This window comes from Bacillus luti (assembly GCF_001884105.1).
GTDB classification, from domain to species: domain Bacteria; phylum Bacillota; class Bacilli; order Bacillales; family Bacillaceae_G; genus Bacillus_A; species Bacillus_A luti.
Genome location: NZ_MACI01000014.1, coordinates 1 through 15,924 on the forward strand (window position 1 = coordinate 1; position 15,924 = coordinate 15,924).

Sequence of the window (15,924 nt, forward strand, 5' to 3'; positions counted from 1 at the left end):
TTTGTCTTGTTTGTCTTGTTTGTCTTGTTTGTCTTGTTTGTCTTGTTTGTCTTGTTTGTCTTGTTTGTCTTGCTTGTCTTGTTTGTCCTGTTTGTCTTGTTTGTCTTGTTTGTCTTGCTTGTCCTGTGTGTCTAGTTCATGCGAGTCTGCATTTAATTCAGAATCCTCTTCCTGTTTATAACTTTTATTTTGAAACTGTATTCTATAAATCTTCATTCTATTCTTTTTTCTATGCTTTGGCATGGGAATCCCCTTTCAAAATACTTTATTTTATTCTATTCTATGTAATTTAATAGAGTTTGACTGGACAATAGTTAGACGAGTATCTTGAATAGGTATTTGTTTTTGATTTGATTCGAAATATTATATTTTTCGTTATTATATTTTCATGTTTTAAAAAAAAATAGTGTTTTTTTGTTTTAAATACAACTAGACAACTAAACACTAATCTATTTTCATACAGTTATGTGTTAAAAGCGTGTTGTTTTATAACACACTGTGTGTTTTTCGAGGGACACACTAATTGAAAGCGTTAACACACAAAGAAAAAGCTCAAAAAAGTGTTGATTTTAGCGGTTTTGAAAAGTTGGCACGCTACTTGCATTAATAAATAGCGTAAAGAAAAATAAATAACATAAATTTTTTATACTACACAAGGGGGATTTTCAAATGAATATTTTATTATGTTGCTCAGCAGGGATGTCTACAAGTTTACTAGTTACAAAAATGGAAGCGGCTGCAAAAGCTCGCGGTCTAGAAGGAAAGATTTGGGCTGTATCTGGGGATGCAGTAAAAAACAATATCGATCAAGCAGATGTATTATTACTAGGACCACAAGTTCGTTACATGCTTTCTTCAATGAAAACGCTTGCTGATGAGAAAAACATTGGAATCGATGTTATTAATCCAATGCACTACGGCATGATGAATGGAGAAGCAGTTTTAGATCACGCATTAACACTTAAAAAATAATTAGGGGGGAAGCGAAATGCAAAAGTTTATTGCATTTATGGAGAAGTATTTAGTTCCAGTCGCAGGTAGAATTGGGTCGCAGCGTCACTTAGTTGCGATCCGTGATGGATTTATCGCAGTTATGCCTCTTATCTTAGTTGGATCATTTGCAATACTTGTTAATAACTTACCAGTGGATGCATTCCAAAAACTTATGAAAGGTGCATTCGGGGACGTTTGGAAAGATATCGGCGGTGGTATGTGGGCAGGTTCCTTCGCTATACTGGCCCTCATAGTTGCAGTAGGGATAAGTTATAATTTAGCGAAATCTTACGGCGTTGACGCGTTGTCAGCAGCAATTATTACATTCGGTGCCTTAATTATTATTTCTCCGACAACGCCAAAAGAAGGCGGTATTGATTTAGCATGGACAGGATCACAAGGTTTATTCGTTTCTATCATTGTAGCTCTTCTTGTAACAGAGGTATTTAGGTTCTTTGTTCAAAGGGATATTACAATTAAAATGCCAGATGGTGTTCCACCAGCAGTAATGAAATCATTCGCAGCGTTAGTTCCAGCATTCGTTATTTTAATCGTAACAGCAAGTATTCAATTAGCAGTGAAATTAGCAGGAACAAGTATTCATAAAATCGTATTTGAAACAATTCAAGTACCATTACAAGGTTTAGCAGGTACATTACCAAGTGCAATTATTGTAGCGTTACTTATTCACGTATTATGGTTCTTCGGATTACATGGTCCTAATATCGTTGGTGGTATTATTGACCCGATTTATTTACCAGCATTAGAAAAAAATATTAAATTATTTAACGATGGTATGTCTGCATATGACGTACCGCATATTTTCACAAAACCTTTCTTTGATGTATATGTATATATCGGTGGATCAGGTGCAACATTAGCATTCCTAGTAGCGGTAATGCTTGTTGCAAAAAGTGCACAGCTTCGTGGTGTAGGCCGTGTATCTATCGGTCCTGGTTTCTTTAACATTAACGAACCAGTTATTTTCGGTACACCAATTGTATTAAACCCAGCGTTAATCATTCCATTCGTACTTACACCAGTTGTATTAGTAATTACTTCTTATACAGCAATTTCTTTAGGATGGGTGCCAAAAACAGTTGCTTTAGTTCCATGGACAATGCCACCAATCTTTAGTGGGTATCTTGTAGCAGGCGGAAGCATCGCTGGTGCAGCATTACAAGTAGTAAACTTTGCGATTGCAGTAGTAATTTACTATCCATTCGTATTAATGTGTGACCGTACGTATGTACAAGCTGCAAAAGCTGAAACAAAAGGAAGCGACAATTCAGTATCACTTTAAAAAGTATTATTCTGACGAGTTTTTATAGCTCGTCAGAACAATTACCTTTATATCATGTTCAAAAAGATGAAATACATCTATAAGAACACCAAACTATCATTAATAAATTAATACTTTAATAGAGATGTTCAAACTGAAGGGGTATTTAAATCGGTTGAACCATAATAGAGAGGGCGGTAATTATGATGACTACAGCAGAACAAATTCCATTCCAATTGATTTTAAATAGTGGTAATGCACGAAGCTTTGCAATGGAGGCACTTCAATTTGCCAAACAGGGGAAAATGGCAGAGGCTGATGAAGCGATGGTAAAGGCGAAAGAAGCGATTAATGAAGCGCATCATTTCCAAACAGAGCTCATACAATCAGAAGCAAGAGGAGAAAAAACAGAGATTAGTGTTCTTTTAATTCACGCACAAGATCATTTAATGAATGCGATTACAGTAAAAGAATTAGCAGCAGAATTTATTGACCTTTATAAAAAGTTAGAAGCGAAAGGGGAATAAAGCATGACTGGAATTAAAATTGCTACAATCGGCGGTGGATCTAGTTATACACCAGAGTTAATTGAAGGATTTATTAAACGTTATGATGAGCTTCCTGTTCGTGAAATTTGGTTAGTAGATATTGAGGCAGGAAAAGAAAAGTTAGAAATCGTTGGTAACTTAGCGAAACGTATGGTGAAAAAATCAGGTTTACCAATTGAGGTACATTTAACGCTTGATCGCCGAGAGGCATTGAAGGATGCTGACTTCGTAACAACGCAGCTTCGCGTTGGTTTATTAGAAGCACGTGCAAAAGATGAAGCAATTCCGTTAAAATATGATGTAATCGGTCAGGAAACGAATGGTCCTGGTGGTTTATTCAAAGCACTGAGAACGATTCCTGTTATTTTAGATATTTGTAAGGATATGGAGGAGCTTTGTCCGAATGCATGGTTAATTAACTTTGCGAACCCAGCAGGTATGGTAACAGAAGCGGTTCTTCGTTATACAAATATTCAAAGAGTAGTTGGTCTATGTAACGTTCCAATTGGAATTCGCATGGGTCTTGCAAGATTACTGGAAGTAGATGCAAGTCGTGTCCACGTTGATTTTGCAGGTTTAAATCACATGGTATACGGATTAGACGTATATTTAGATGGCGTAAGTGTAATGGATCGTGTGTTAGAGCTTGTAACAGATCCGGAAAAGCAAATTACGATGGAAAATATTGCAGCGCTTAACTGGGAGCCAGACTTTATTCGCGGCCTTCGTGCAATTCCATGCCCATACCACCGTTACTACTACAAAACACGTGAAATGTTAGAAGAAGAGAAAGAAGCTTCGGTTGAAAAAGGTACACGTGCAGAAGTAGTAAAACAATTAGAAGATGATTTATTCGAGTTATATAAAGACCCGAACTTAGATATTAAACCACCACAATTAGAAAAACGTGGAGGCGCTTATTATAGTGATGCAGCATGTAGCTTAATTACATCTATTTACAATAATAAAGGTGATATCCAGCCTGTTAATACACGAAACAACGGAACAATTGCAAGCTTACCACATGATTCTGCTGTTGAAGTGAACTGTATTATTACGAAAGAAGGTCCAAAACCAATTGCGGTCGGAGATCTTCCAGTACCAGTTCGCGGTTTAGTACAACAAATTAAATCATTTGAGCGCACAACAATTGAAGCTGCTGTTACAGGTGATTATCATAAGGCGCTGCTTGCTATGACAATTAATCCACTTGTACCATCAGATAAAGTTGCAAAACAAATTTTAGATGAAATGTTGGAAGCACATAAAGAATATCTTCCACAATTCTTCAAAAAGGTAGAGAAGTAAAAAGCGGCGCTATTTAGCCCGCTTTTTTTCTTATATTAGTAGGAGGGATTTAAGTGATTCAATTAATCGTAAATGCAGATGATTTCGGGCTTACAGAAGGTACAAATTACGGCATTATTGATGGACATATAAATGGACTTGTAAATTCAACGACGATGATGATGAATATGCCAGGGACAGAGCATGCGGTACACTTAGCGAAAGAGTATAAAACGCTGGGAGTAGGCGTACACCTCGTATTAACGGCAGGAGAACCACTTTTAAAGAATGTACCATCACTTGTAGGGGCAGATGGAGCGTTTCATAAACAAAGTGTCGTAAGGGAAGGGAATATAAATCCAGAAGAAGTTGAAAGAGAATGGACTGCCCAAATTGAGAAGTTTTTATCTTACGGATTAATACCGACTCATTTAGATAGTCATCATCATGTGCATGGTTTACCAATCTTACACGATGTTCTTGAGAGATTAGCGGCTAAATATAATGTTCCGATTCGTCGTTGTGAGGAAGAGAGAGCGGTGCACCCATTTTCTGATGTGTTTTACAGTGATTTTTATGCGGATGGTGTGACGGAAGACTATTTTGAGAAGTTAGGAGCACGCGTACAAGACGGGCAATCGGTAGAAATTATGGTTCATCCAGCTTATATTGATCCAGAGCTTGTGAAACGTTCTTCTTACGTAATGGATCGAGTGAAGGAATTACGTATTTTAACAGAGAGTAAGTTACCTGAAGGAATAGAGCTTGTGAAGTTTTAATAGAAAACGACGGCTACATAATGCCGTCGTTTTTTTGTGCTTACACAATGGATAAAATATATCCGCCGAAGGCCCCGATTATAACGATAACCCAAGGTGGTGTTTTCCAAAAAGCTAGTAAGCAAAATAGAAGAGAAGCAAAGACAAAATCTACAGAATTCATAATTGTACTCGTCCAAATCGGATCGTAAAATGCTGCTAGTAAAATACCGACAACGGCTGCATTGACTCCAAGTAGTGCGCCTTGTATGTAAGATATTTTTCTCACACTGTCCCAAAATGGTAAAACACCGATAACAAGCAAGAAGGCAGGAAGAAAGATAGCGATTGTTGCGAGTATGGCCCCGGGTGTCCCGTTTAACACTGCCCCTATATAAGAGGCGAATGTAAATAGTGGTCCTGGTACTGCTTGTGTTAATCCGTATCCAGCTAGGAACTGCTCTTTCGTCATCATTCCATTTTGTACAAACTCACCTTCAAGAAGGGGTAGCACGACGTGTCCGCCTCCAAATACAAGTGCGCCAGAGCGATAGAAACTATCAAATAAAGCGATGTAATACGAGAACGGTCTTAACATTGGTAGCAGTAGTAATAGTCCGAAGAATAAGACGAGACAAGAAACTGCTATCTTTTTTGAAATAGGTACTTTTATATGTTGAGATTGGCTAATTGGTTGGTTGCGGTATAAAAACCAGCCGATAAAGCCAGATACTATAATGAGAATGACTTGTGTCCAGCTATTTGGCCATAGTAAGGCGATTGCGGCAGTAATAATAGCAATCGTCGCACGATTTCGGTCTGGCGTTAATTTTTGCGCCATTCCCCATATTGCATGAGCGACAATAGCGACTGCTACAAGTTTTAGTCCATGAATCCAGCCAGCACTTCCAAGATCGAACTGATTAAGGAATGAGGCGAAGAAAACTAAAACAAGCACAGACGGTAAAGTGAATCCAATCCATGAAATAATAGCTCCTAATAACCCACCTCTTAATAAACCAACTCCCATGCCGACTTGGCTACTGGCAGGTCCAGGAAGGAATTGACATAGTGCGACTAAATCACCATAGCTCTTTTCATCCATCCATTTTCGTTTTTGTACGTATTCGTGATGGAAATAACCAAGATGGGCGACAGGACCACCAAATGAAGTAAGTCCTAATTGAAATGAGACGAGAAAAATCTCTAATAATGTGTGAAAAGTGTATTTGTTGTTTTTCAAAGGAACCCCCTATAATGTTTTTCTATGTGCATTATACAAGAGGTAGTAAAGTAAAAGAAACGATTTCAATGTAAAGATTGTGTGAATCTTTACATTGAAATTAAAATTGAAAAAGTCATAAATGATTATGTATAAACCATAAAGTAGTAGAAGTAGTGCTGGGAAATTTATATAAGGAGAATGCCTTATGACAACACACTTTTTTGCGAGGTTAACAGGGAAGAGGGAAGTGCCTCCTGTAAATACAGAAGCTTTTGGGGTAGCAGAGTTTATTTTTAGTGATGATTTAACGAAATTGCATTACAGAGTCATACTAAAAAATATAGAGAAGGTCACATCGTGTCAAATTCATTTAGGAAAGTCCGCTCAAATAGGTCCTATTGTTTTATATTTGTACGGTCCGCTAGAACAGGGGATTAGTTTGAATGAGGGGAGTATTACCGGTGTAATAAATGCGGAGGATTTCGAAGGGCCTTTACAGGGGAAATCATTTGTTCACTTTCTTCAAGAAATCATTCAAGCAAATGTATATGTAAATGTTCATACGAAATCACATAAAAGAGGAGAAATAAGAGGACGGATTAGAAAAGTAAAGAAGTAAATGAAAAGGCTGTTCCAAATAGGAACAGCCTTTTCGAATTAGATAGGATGATGCTTATTGACGGTAAATTCATATATTTTGAAAATCACCTAGTTTAACTTTTCACAGGCTGATTTTTTATGAAGAAGTCCATGATATAAAATACTTCGTCATCGGGTATTTGTATTTCAAATGTATTTTCTATTGGTTGTAGTGCTTTTTTCACTTTCATATACATCCAGTACTCATCTTGTCGTCGTTTTTCTTTGTCAGGATGAGGGAGGAGACTTTCCCCTTTTTGAAGACGGTCAACCATACAGCTCATATGAAGAATTACACCCATTAAGCTATCTGGGGTTAGCTGTAAGGAAATTAATTCTTGAATTGTATTTAATGCGTAACGAATTGTTTTAATGAGTAATGCCCCGTCGTTACGTTGCATTTGTTGTTCAAGAATGTCAGCCATTTTTGCATATGTTTCTTCATACGTAATCAATTCTTGAATTGGCTGAATGGCTGTGTAGTTTACAATGTCTTGGAAATGATATGTTAAGCACGGTACTTGCACATCGAAATTCGTGACAATACAAATGATATTACGCTCTTTTTTTATGTTCTCAATCATTTTCGTTAAATCTTTTTCATGGACGATACTAATCGGAATAACTTCAATCAAGTCTTTATCAAATCGTAAATAGTTCTCTAACATTTTTTGAATTGCTAAAGCACTTCCTTCCCCAGTTAAACAAGCTGTTAAAATAACAGATTTCATTGGAGAGAGTGGCTTTTTCTTTTCTTCTTGTACGTTTAAGTAAAACGGTGTTAAATTTTTTACTGTTTCGTATAGTGCATCTAATGAATACCCGAGCTGAGCTTTCCGTGCCGCTTCTAATACGTGTGGTGTGCTTGTCATAGAAAGAATACGTACAGGAATTTTGAACTCAGTTTCTAATATGTCACCGATATAAGCGAGTGATCCCATATCTACGAGTAGGAGCAGCCCGTTTACATTTTGCAGTGTTTTCATATACACTTTGACACGCTCTAAGAAATCTTTCGGTGATTCATGTAACGGCATATCGATACCGGTTACGTCCTCAATACCGAGAAGTTCGTTTGCAACGTTTGCCATTTCTGTTGCGATGCCATTACCGTGTGCCAATATTAATACTTTTACTTCTGTTTGTGAGGCAGGAATTGGATCAACAACGAAGAACATTGTTAAGAAACCTGCTTCATCAATAGGCATTGTTATTTGTAATTCTTCCTCCAGTAGTTGGATACATTGCATAGCTACGGAAAAAGCTTCTTTATACTTCGTACGAATTTGATTTAATTGTGGGTGATGAATTTGTTTCCCGCCTTGTAAACGTTGTAGAGTTGTCTGTACATGTAAGCTTAAAGCGAGAAATACTTTTTCATCAAACGTCTTAGATAAATGTTTTTCAGCAAGTTCCGCGATTTTTTCACATACGGAAACGATATTACGATCCACAATTTTAAAAACATTTTCATGACTGGTTTTTTTGGACATTTGGTTAAAATATTGTACGAAAAAGCTTTGGATATCATTTTCTATTAGTAGTTCTAATTCTTCCTCTTCAATACCACGTGCTTGAAGTTCTTCATATTTATAATCAATATAATCGTAAATCGAAGAACGTTTTTCATCTTCTGTTTTATGGTTACTCCAGCCTTCATCACTTGTAAACACAAATGTTTCATTCGGTATTTGGTACAGATGGCGGCTCTTTCTTTCAATAAACAGTCCTTCTTTCATATACCAAGGTAAATCTGTACTTGAAACATAGACAGAGTCACGTTTCTTTGTTACGAAATCAGAATAGGCTTTCGCACAGGCAATTTGCACATCCGTTTTTAATTGACCGATGTTATTGGGACAATTGTAAAAGACGAAAGCACGCATTGCATTTGGACTAACATGAATTTCTTTTCTCAGGCGAATTGCTTCATTTGTGAAAAATAGTTGTAGCAAAGCAAAGCGCTCTTTGTGTGTACGCTCACGAAGTGGTGGAAGCGTGACAGTCATCGGTATACGTCTTGTAAATGTTTTTAATAAAAATGAATTTGGTTCTTCTGTCGTTGCTGTAATAATTAATACTTGTGCTTTCCGCTCGTTTTCTGTTTCTCCAAGGCGGCGGTATACCCCACGGTCAATAAAGGTGAAAAGCATTTCTTGTCCCTCTGGAGGGAGCCGATGTACTTCATCTAAGAAAAGAATCCCTTCATGTGCTTTTTCAATTAATCCTTTTTGATCACTTGCGCCCGTGTAAGCCCCTTTTTTAATCCCAAATAACTGTCCAAGTAGTAACTGTGGATTGTTCGCATAATCAGCACAGTTAAAGACGATAAAGGGTGCATTTTTTGGAAGCTGTTCAACTTCAATTGCATATTCGTGCATTAAAGAAGCGAACATAGATTTTCCGACCCCTGTTTCTCCTAGCAGTAAAGTATGCATCCCGTTTGGAGGATAGAGAATAGAAGCTTTCGCTTTTTCAATTGCGATTTTAAGGCTTGTATTTTCAATTGCAAATGTATCTAATGAAGTGATATCTTTTGAATGCGTTTCCAACGAAGTATTCGTTTCTATATAAAAACGAACAGGGCGCGTATTTGTTTTTAATAAACGTGTATCTTTTACAAGTTTGTTTAAGTCGCTACTTACATTGGCACGATCTAGTTGCAACAGGGTAGCGAGTTCTGATGCGGTTACACCTTCTGTATAATTTCCTTCTTGTATTGCGTTAAAAATGAGATCTATTCGTTTCATTTCTATTCACCTCGAAACTTCATCACTATTTAAAATTTTACACAAAAATGGGAAGGGTGGGAAGAGAAAAATAAAACAGCTTTAGCACATAAGCACTAAAGCTGTTACAATCTTGTGTCTTTCCAGAAATTTACTTCGAGATGAGAAGATGGATTATAGGGAAGAAGTTTGTATCCTTGTGACTGTAAATAATCAATTACTTTTGGAAGTATTTGTACAGTAACACTCGAATCGTGCATTAAAATAACTTCAACTTGTTCATCGCTCTGATTACGTACTCTTTCTAGTATGGCAGAAGGATTGTCATAGCTTTTCCAGTCATATGTATCAATAGTCCAATCCCACATTTTATACTCGGCTGATACAAGTGCGTCACGGTAATTCTTTTTTAAGTACGGCATACTACCGTAGGGGACACGAACGAGATGTGTATTTAACTTTGTAATTTGCTGGACAATGTTTTGTGTTTGCTCCATTTCTGTAATTAAAGTAGAGGGATCGCCAGTATAAAGGCGTTTTACATCGTGTGACATGCTATGAAGTCCGATATAATGTCCGTCTTTAATTAATCGCTGCATTGTCTTTTTGTAATGCGGTACCTTTCCTCCAATAACAAAGAAAGTTGCTTTTCCGTTCTTTTCTTTTAAAATGTTTAAAATTTGCGTAGTATATTTGTTTGGTCCGTCATCAAATGTTAAGTACGCGATTTTTTGTGTAGGAGAGGTAGTTTCAGTATTTGGATGAAGTTCAGCAGGAATAACCATAGTTGCTTCTGCATGAGATGACGCGTACATAGTAACCGTAAAAAATAAAATGATGCATAGAAATACTCGCTTGATCATAACATTCACCCTCAGTTTGACAATCAAGATGTAAAAAAGAAAATGTAATCCATTTCTTATTATGTATATCTTTCTCCAATAGAGGCACTCTCAAACAAACTATATTTTGGAAATATAAAATGAGGGATAAAAAAATAAAAAATAGCATCCTCTTCAAAGAAAGAGGATGCTATTTGAATATTTCATAATTGTAAAGGTTATACTACAATTAGTCTTCGCGTTTTTTCACTTTTTTATAGAAGGAAATAATTGGTTTGTAACGTTCGTGCACAAGACCGATTACTTCAGCAATAATTTCTGTAAAGAAGATTAAAACGAAAAGAAGAATAATGGATAACCATAATGTCGCACTACTGAAAATAATGGCATTTACACTAAAGAAAATACCGAATGCGTATATAATTAGTACCGTTTTACGATGAGAGAATCCCATTGCAAGCAAACGGTGATGTAAATGCGACTTATCTGGTGCTGAAATAGGCTTTTTATTTACGATACGGCGAATGATTGCAAATGTCGTATCAAATACAGGTACACCTAAAATGATAACTGGAACGATAAAACTGAATAACGTTACGCTTTTGTATAATCCAAGTAACGATATAACAGAAATACAGTATCCTAAAAATAATGCTCCTGTATCTCCCATGAAAATCTTTGCTGGATGGAAGTTGTAGAATAAAAATCCAATTGTACTTGCTAATGTAATTAGTGCTAGAGGCAAGATAATAGCTGTTCCAGTACCCCATGGGCTAGTGAAGGCCATATATGCTAGCGTTGCCAGTACGATAGATGAAATACCAGCAGATAATCCATCTAAGCCGTCAATTAAGTTGATTGCATTTGTAATACCTACAATCCAAAATACTGTAATTGGATAAGCAAGCCATCCAAGTTCAGTATCCCCGAGAATTGGAATATATAATACTTGCACTAATAATCCACTTTTTACAATCATAATGGCAACTAATAGTTGTCCACCGAATTTTACTTTTGCAGATAACTCGTACATATCATCTAAAATACCAATGATTACAATGATGATTGCACCTAACGTTATCGATAACATTCTTTGTTCATATAAGCCACCGACCACAAATCCTACAGCTACACCGATAAATATTGCTAACCCGCCAAGACGAGGCATAATTTTTTGGTGTACTTTACGTGCGTTTGGCTTATCTGTTGCTCCTATTTTAAAAGCTAATTTAATAACTAAAGGAGTAACGACGAGTACAGTGATGAAAGATGCCAAAATGGCATAAATCACTTGTGAGTCCATTAATACCCCACCCTTTTATAGTCTAACGTAATTTTTTTAATGTATTTATCTGAAAATTATGATGTTTATTTACAGGCTCATAACATATGGTATCACAAAAAGATTAGAATTCAATCTTTTTTTCTTTTTACGATAAATGGAAGCAGATAGAATATATGACAATTGTATACAGAATGTTGGATCATTTGGGAAGGTTGCTCGTATCAGGCTTCGGAATATGACATTTCCTATTTTTCTTAGGTGGTGAATACTTTTATTTCAGTATTATAAGTGTTGCACGTAGAAATGAGTAAGTTCCGTGTTAAAATGTGGGAATTTATCCCGCTATTTGTGTGCTACCTGTAAAAGCCTGATTGGTAGGAGTTATTAATTAATGGAGGATGGACAAAACTCCCACTAATTAAAGTTTCACTTTATATTGCTTCATTTAATTTTACAAAAACTTAAAAAAGAATGCAGAAAGTAGTTCATATAATAAAGGAGTAAAAGAGTTTTCTCATTTTTAATGTGAGAGGGGGAAGCGCAGGGAGCACTCTATGTATTCGTATATTTTCTACTGTATATTCCTGTGCGAAAGGGAAATGAAAATTACGATAATAGGTACCGGATATGTTGGATTGATTACAGGTGTAGGATTGGCAATGTTGGGACATTCAGTTACATGTTTTGATATAAATGATGAAAAAATTGAACAGATAAAACGAGGGAACCTACCTATTTATGAAGCTGGCTTACAAAAATTAATACATGACGCATGTGAGAAGGGACGCTTAACTTTTACAACAAATAAAGTAAAGGCGTTTCACGATGCAGCGTTTATATTTATTGCAGTTGGAACGCCATCTTTATTAGATGGGACAGCAGATTTAACATATATTCAAAGTGCTTGTGATGATATTGGAACACATGTGACGAACGACATTATTGTTGTTACGAAAAGTACGGTTCCTGTAGGGACGAATGATGCTATGAAAGGATGGATTGAGGAGAAGTTAAGGGGGCGGCATGAATTACATATCGTATCGAATCCAGAATTTCTACGGGAAGGTTCAGGTGTTTACGATTTTTTTCAGGGGGATCGTATTGTAATTGGCGCAGATAATGAGGAAGTAGCGCAAAGAGTGGAGAGTTTGTATAGTGAACTACACTTACAAACGTATGTTACTGATATTAAAAGTGCAGAGATGATTAAATATGCGTCGAACGCTTTCTTAGCTACGAAGATTAGTTTTATTAATGAAATTTCAAATATATGTGAGAGGGTAGGCGCAAATGTATTAGATGTTGCAAAAGGAATGGGGATGGATAAGAGGATTGGTGAATCCTTTTTACATGCTGGCATCGGCTACGGAGGATCGTGTTTTCCGAAAGATACGAAAGCGCTTGTGCAACTTGCAGGTAATGTGGAACATGATTTTCGCTTGTTAAAAGCAGTTATTGAAGTGAATAATAAACAACAGTTGTTATTGATCGAAAAGGCGAAGAAAGTCATAAATATGAACAAGAAGCGGATTGCGGTTCTGGGAGCTTCATTTAAGCCGAATACGGATGATATTAGAGAAGCGTCATCTCTTATTATAATAGAAGAATTAATTAATGTAGGTGCGGATGTAGTTTTGTATGATCCGAAGGCGACTCGAAATGTAAAAAATATATTTGGGGAAACTATACAATATAGTGAATGTATAGATGAATCGATTAGAGGAGCAAGTGCGGCCTTCATCGTAACAGAATGGGAAGCCATTCGAACTTATCCGTTAGAAAAGTACGCACGACTCATGAGAAAGCCTATTTTATTTGATGGAAGAAATTGTTATACTGATGAGGATGCCAAGAAGCAATCAATTGATTATTACTCGATTGGCAGAAAGAGTATTTGTAATAGAAATGTTTCTGTTATTCGTTAAAAAGGCATGTATCCATGTATATTCTTATATGTCATAATAGAAGTTGTAACTAGCGAAAGAAAAGAGGCAATAAAATGACTGAACGTTTAAAAGTAATGACAATTTTCGGGACACGTCCAGAAGCAATTAAAATGGCACCTCTTGTATTAGAGTTGCAAAAACACCCAGAAAAAATTGAATCGATTGTGACTGTAACAGCACAACATCGTCAAATGTTAGATCAAGTATTAAATATCTTTGGAATTACGCCAGATTTCGATTTAAATATTATGAAAGATCGTCAAACTTTAATTGATATTACAACGCGCGGTTTAGAAGGTTTGGATAAAGTGATGAAAGAAGCGAAGCCGGATATTGTACTTGTACATGGTGATACAACGACAACATTTATTGCAAGCTTAGCTGCTTTTTATAATCAAATTCCAGTAGGTCATGTGGAAGCAGGACTTCGTACATGGGATAAATATTCTCCATATCCAGAAGAGATGAATCGTCAATTAACAGGTGTAATGGCGGATCTTCATTTCTCACCGACAGCAAAATCAGCAACGAACTTACAGAAAGAAAATAAAGATGAGTCACGCATTTTCATAACAGGAAATACAGCAATTGATGCATTAAAAACGACTGTAAAAGAAACATATAGTCATTCTGTACTAGAGAAGCTTGGAAATGATCGTCTTGTACTTATGACAGCTCACCGTCGTGAAAACTTAGGTGAGCCAATGCGTAATATGTTCCGTGCAATTAAGCGTCTTGTTGATAAGCATGAAGATGTACAAGTTGTGTATCCTGTTCATATGAACCCTGTTGTTCGTGAAACAGCGAATGATATTTTAGGCGAACATAACCGCATTCATTTAATTGAGCCGTTAGACGTAATTGATTTCCATAACGTTGCAGCTCGTTCATACTTAATGTTAACTGATTCTGGCGGTGTACAAGAAGAAGCACCATCACTTGGTGTACCAGTTCTTGTTCTTCGTGATACAACGGAGCGTCCAGAAGGAATTGAAGCGGGTACATTGAAATTAGCAGGAACAGACGAAGAGACAATCTTTAACCTTGCTGATGAGTTGTTATCAAATAAAGAAGCTCATGATAAGATGACGAAAGCGTCTAACCCTTACGGTGACGGCCGTGCATCAGAACGTATTGTAGAAGCGATTTTACAACACTTCAATAAGTAAATAAAAAAGAGCCAAATCTTATGTGATTTGGCTCTTTTTGTTATGGCTGATTTCTCATAATCCACTCTGCATGAGCATTTGTAGAAGGCGGTGGCTCAACTGGTGTTTTGTTCTCACTCGAGTCTTTCTTTGGTTTTTCATTAGAGTTAGCATTCGAGTCAGAGTTTGAGCCAGTTTTTGTAGTTGGATTTGTTGAAGTAGCTGCTTTTTCTCCGAGTTCTTTTTCAATTTCCTTGCGTGTTGTCTCTACACTGATTGGATCTGGAAGGAAGTAATAAATACCGCCTATTTTTTTGTCTTCTCCTTCAAGCTTTAGCGTTTGTATGGTAGAAGGATCGAACCCAGAAAGTTTATTGTAAAGAGCAAGGCCATCTGAAATAGGAATGTCAGTTTTTATATATTTTCCAACGACAGTCGTTAAATCTTTAATTTTAAATACAGTAGAGGCCGAATTTAGCTTTTGAGCAACAGCGGCTAGTAACTGTCTTTGTCTAGTTGCACGGCCATAATCGCCGTTTGGATCTTGCTTTCGCATACGAACGTAAGCGAGTGCTTCTTCACCATTTAATTCTTGTTGTCCTTGCTTAAATTGGATTTTTTTGTAGTAATCCACGTCTGAACGCTCCCAAAAATCGAAGGGGACATCAACAGTAACACCGCCAACAGCATCAACAATACCTTTAAAGCCTTGGAAATCAATTTTAAGATAATGGTCTACAGGCACTTTTAGAAAACCTTCGACAGTTTTGATTGCCATTTTTTCTCCGCCGTAAGCATGCGCAGCGTTAATTTTGTCCTCTTTATCTTTCCCGACAATGGGAACACGAGTGTCACGCGGGATACTCATAAGCGAAATCTTTTGCGTTTTCGGATTGACTGTCGCAAACATTAATGAATCTGTACGACCGTTTTGACCGTCTGTTGCATAATCTTCTATACCCATAATAAGGAGTGTAAAAGGTTCCTTTGTAATTTCTACATCTTCGGTTCTCAAATCCGATTTTTCACGAGTAAAACCACTGTACATCCCCATGAGAGAAGAGTAGGAATTTAATATATAAAGACCTACACTGCCAAATAAAAATGCGAAAATAAGGAAGTAGAAAAACTTCCTTCTACGTTTCTTTTTTATTCTGCTATTTTGGAGATGATAATAACGTTCTTCCATATATAATCTCCTTAGTTCATTTGTAGAGAAGTAATTCACTACGTTAATCTTTG

13 protein-coding genes and 1 pseudogene are annotated in these 15,924 nt (G+C 36.6%); 8 read left to right on the plus strand and 6 right to left on the minus strand.

Features of this window, described 5'->3' with window-relative positions; translation table 11 throughout:
* Nucleotides 1-243, minus strand: a pseudogene (locus tag BAQ48_RS03910) (polyamine aminopropyltransferase); the annotation flags it as partial.
* Nucleotides 244-669: 426 nt separating this feature from the next.
* On the opposite strand from BAQ48_RS03910, the gene BAQ48_RS03915 reads away from it, so the two are divergent.
* The 5 genes from BAQ48_RS03915 to chbG all read left to right on the plus strand — a co-directional run bounded on the left by BAQ48_RS03915 (nt 670) and on the right by chbG (nt 4,889).
* Nucleotides 670-972 carry a PTS sugar transporter subunit IIB gene (locus BAQ48_RS03915; protein WP_071710056.1) on the plus strand — a complete coding sequence of 101 codons (303 nt, stop codon included), beginning with the start codon at nt 670-672 and terminating at the stop codon, nt 970-972.
* A gap of 16 nt (nt 973-988) precedes the next feature.
* Entirely contained in the window at nt 989-2,296 is a 1,308-nt protein-coding gene (gene celB, locus BAQ48_RS03920; protein WP_071710057.1) for a PTS cellobiose transporter subunit IIC, read from the plus strand.
* A 182-nt stretch (nt 2,297-2,478) separates the two neighbouring features.
* Nucleotides 2,479-2,802: a PTS lactose/cellobiose transporter subunit IIA gene (locus BAQ48_RS03925; RefSeq protein WP_000989050.1), complete on the plus strand. Its 324-nt coding sequence runs from the start codon at nt 2,479-2,481 to the stop codon at nt 2,800-2,802.
* Between the two features lie 3 nt (nt 2,803-2,805).
* Nucleotides 2,806-4,131 carry a 6-phospho-beta-glucosidase gene (gene celF, locus BAQ48_RS03930; protein WP_000145757.1) on the plus strand — a complete coding sequence of 442 codons (1,326 nt, stop codon included), beginning with the start codon at nt 2,806-2,808 and terminating at the stop codon, nt 4,129-4,131.
* A gap of 53 nt (nt 4,132-4,184) precedes the next feature.
* Entirely contained in the window at nt 4,185-4,889 is a 705-nt protein-coding gene (gene chbG, locus BAQ48_RS03935) for a chitin disaccharide deacetylase (RefSeq protein WP_071710058.1), read from the plus strand.
* A gap of 40 nt (nt 4,890-4,929) precedes the next feature.
* Here chbG and BAQ48_RS03940 read toward each other — a convergent pair whose 3' ends face one another.
* A complete protein-coding gene (locus BAQ48_RS03940; protein ID WP_071710059.1) occupies nt 4,930-6,111 on the minus strand; it encodes a chromate transporter in 1,182 nt (393 codons plus the stop codon).
* A gap of 187 nt (nt 6,112-6,298) precedes the next feature.
* Between BAQ48_RS03940 and exsM the strand changes: the two genes are divergently transcribed.
* Entirely contained in the window at nt 6,299-6,712 is a 414-nt protein-coding gene (gene exsM, locus BAQ48_RS03945; RefSeq protein ID WP_071710060.1) for an exosporium regulatory protein ExsM, read from the plus strand.
* A 94-nt stretch (nt 6,713-6,806) separates the two neighbouring features.
* On the opposite strand, the gene BAQ48_RS03950 is transcribed toward exsM, so the two are convergent.
* The 3 genes from BAQ48_RS03950 to BAQ48_RS03960 all read right to left on the minus strand — a co-directional run bounded on the left by BAQ48_RS03950 (nt 6,807) and on the right by BAQ48_RS03960 (nt 11,606).
* Nucleotides 6,807-9,482 (minus strand): sigma-54-dependent transcriptional regulator, encoded by a 2,676-nt coding sequence (locus BAQ48_RS03950; RefSeq protein WP_071710061.1) that lies wholly within the window; start codon nt 9,480-9,482, stop codon nt 6,807-6,809.
* Nucleotides 9,483-9,586: 104 nt separating this feature from the next.
* Nucleotides 9,587-10,324 (minus strand): polysaccharide deacetylase family protein, encoded by a 738-nt coding sequence (locus BAQ48_RS03955; RefSeq protein WP_071710062.1) that lies wholly within the window; start codon nt 10,322-10,324, stop codon nt 9,587-9,589.
* A gap of 208 nt (nt 10,325-10,532) precedes the next feature.
* Entirely contained in the window at nt 10,533-11,606 is a 1,074-nt protein-coding gene (locus BAQ48_RS03960; protein WP_071710063.1) for a glycosyltransferase family 4 protein, read from the minus strand.
* A gap of 536 nt (nt 11,607-12,142) precedes the next feature.
* Here BAQ48_RS03960 and BAQ48_RS03965 point away from each other — a divergent pair.
* Both BAQ48_RS03965 and wecB read left to right on the plus strand, forming a co-directional pair.
* Nucleotides 12,143-13,513 carry a UDP-glucose dehydrogenase family protein gene (locus BAQ48_RS03965; RefSeq protein ID WP_116758464.1) on the plus strand — a complete coding sequence of 457 codons (1,371 nt, stop codon included), beginning with the start codon at nt 12,143-12,145 and terminating at the stop codon, nt 13,511-13,513.
* 74 nt (nt 13,514-13,587) lie between these two features.
* Nucleotides 13,588-14,703: a non-hydrolyzing UDP-N-acetylglucosamine 2-epimerase gene (gene wecB, locus BAQ48_RS03970; RefSeq protein ID WP_000140118.1), complete on the plus strand. Its 1,116-nt coding sequence runs from the start codon at nt 13,588-13,590 to the stop codon at nt 14,701-14,703.
* A gap of 40 nt (nt 14,704-14,743) precedes the next feature.
* Here wecB and BAQ48_RS03975 read toward each other — a convergent pair whose 3' ends face one another.
* Complete coding sequence (locus BAQ48_RS03975; RefSeq protein WP_071710064.1) at nt 14,744-15,871, minus strand: LCP family protein; 1,128 nt, start codon at nt 15,869-15,871, stop codon at nt 14,744-14,746.
* Between the last annotated feature and the right edge of the window lie 53 nt (nt 15,872-15,924).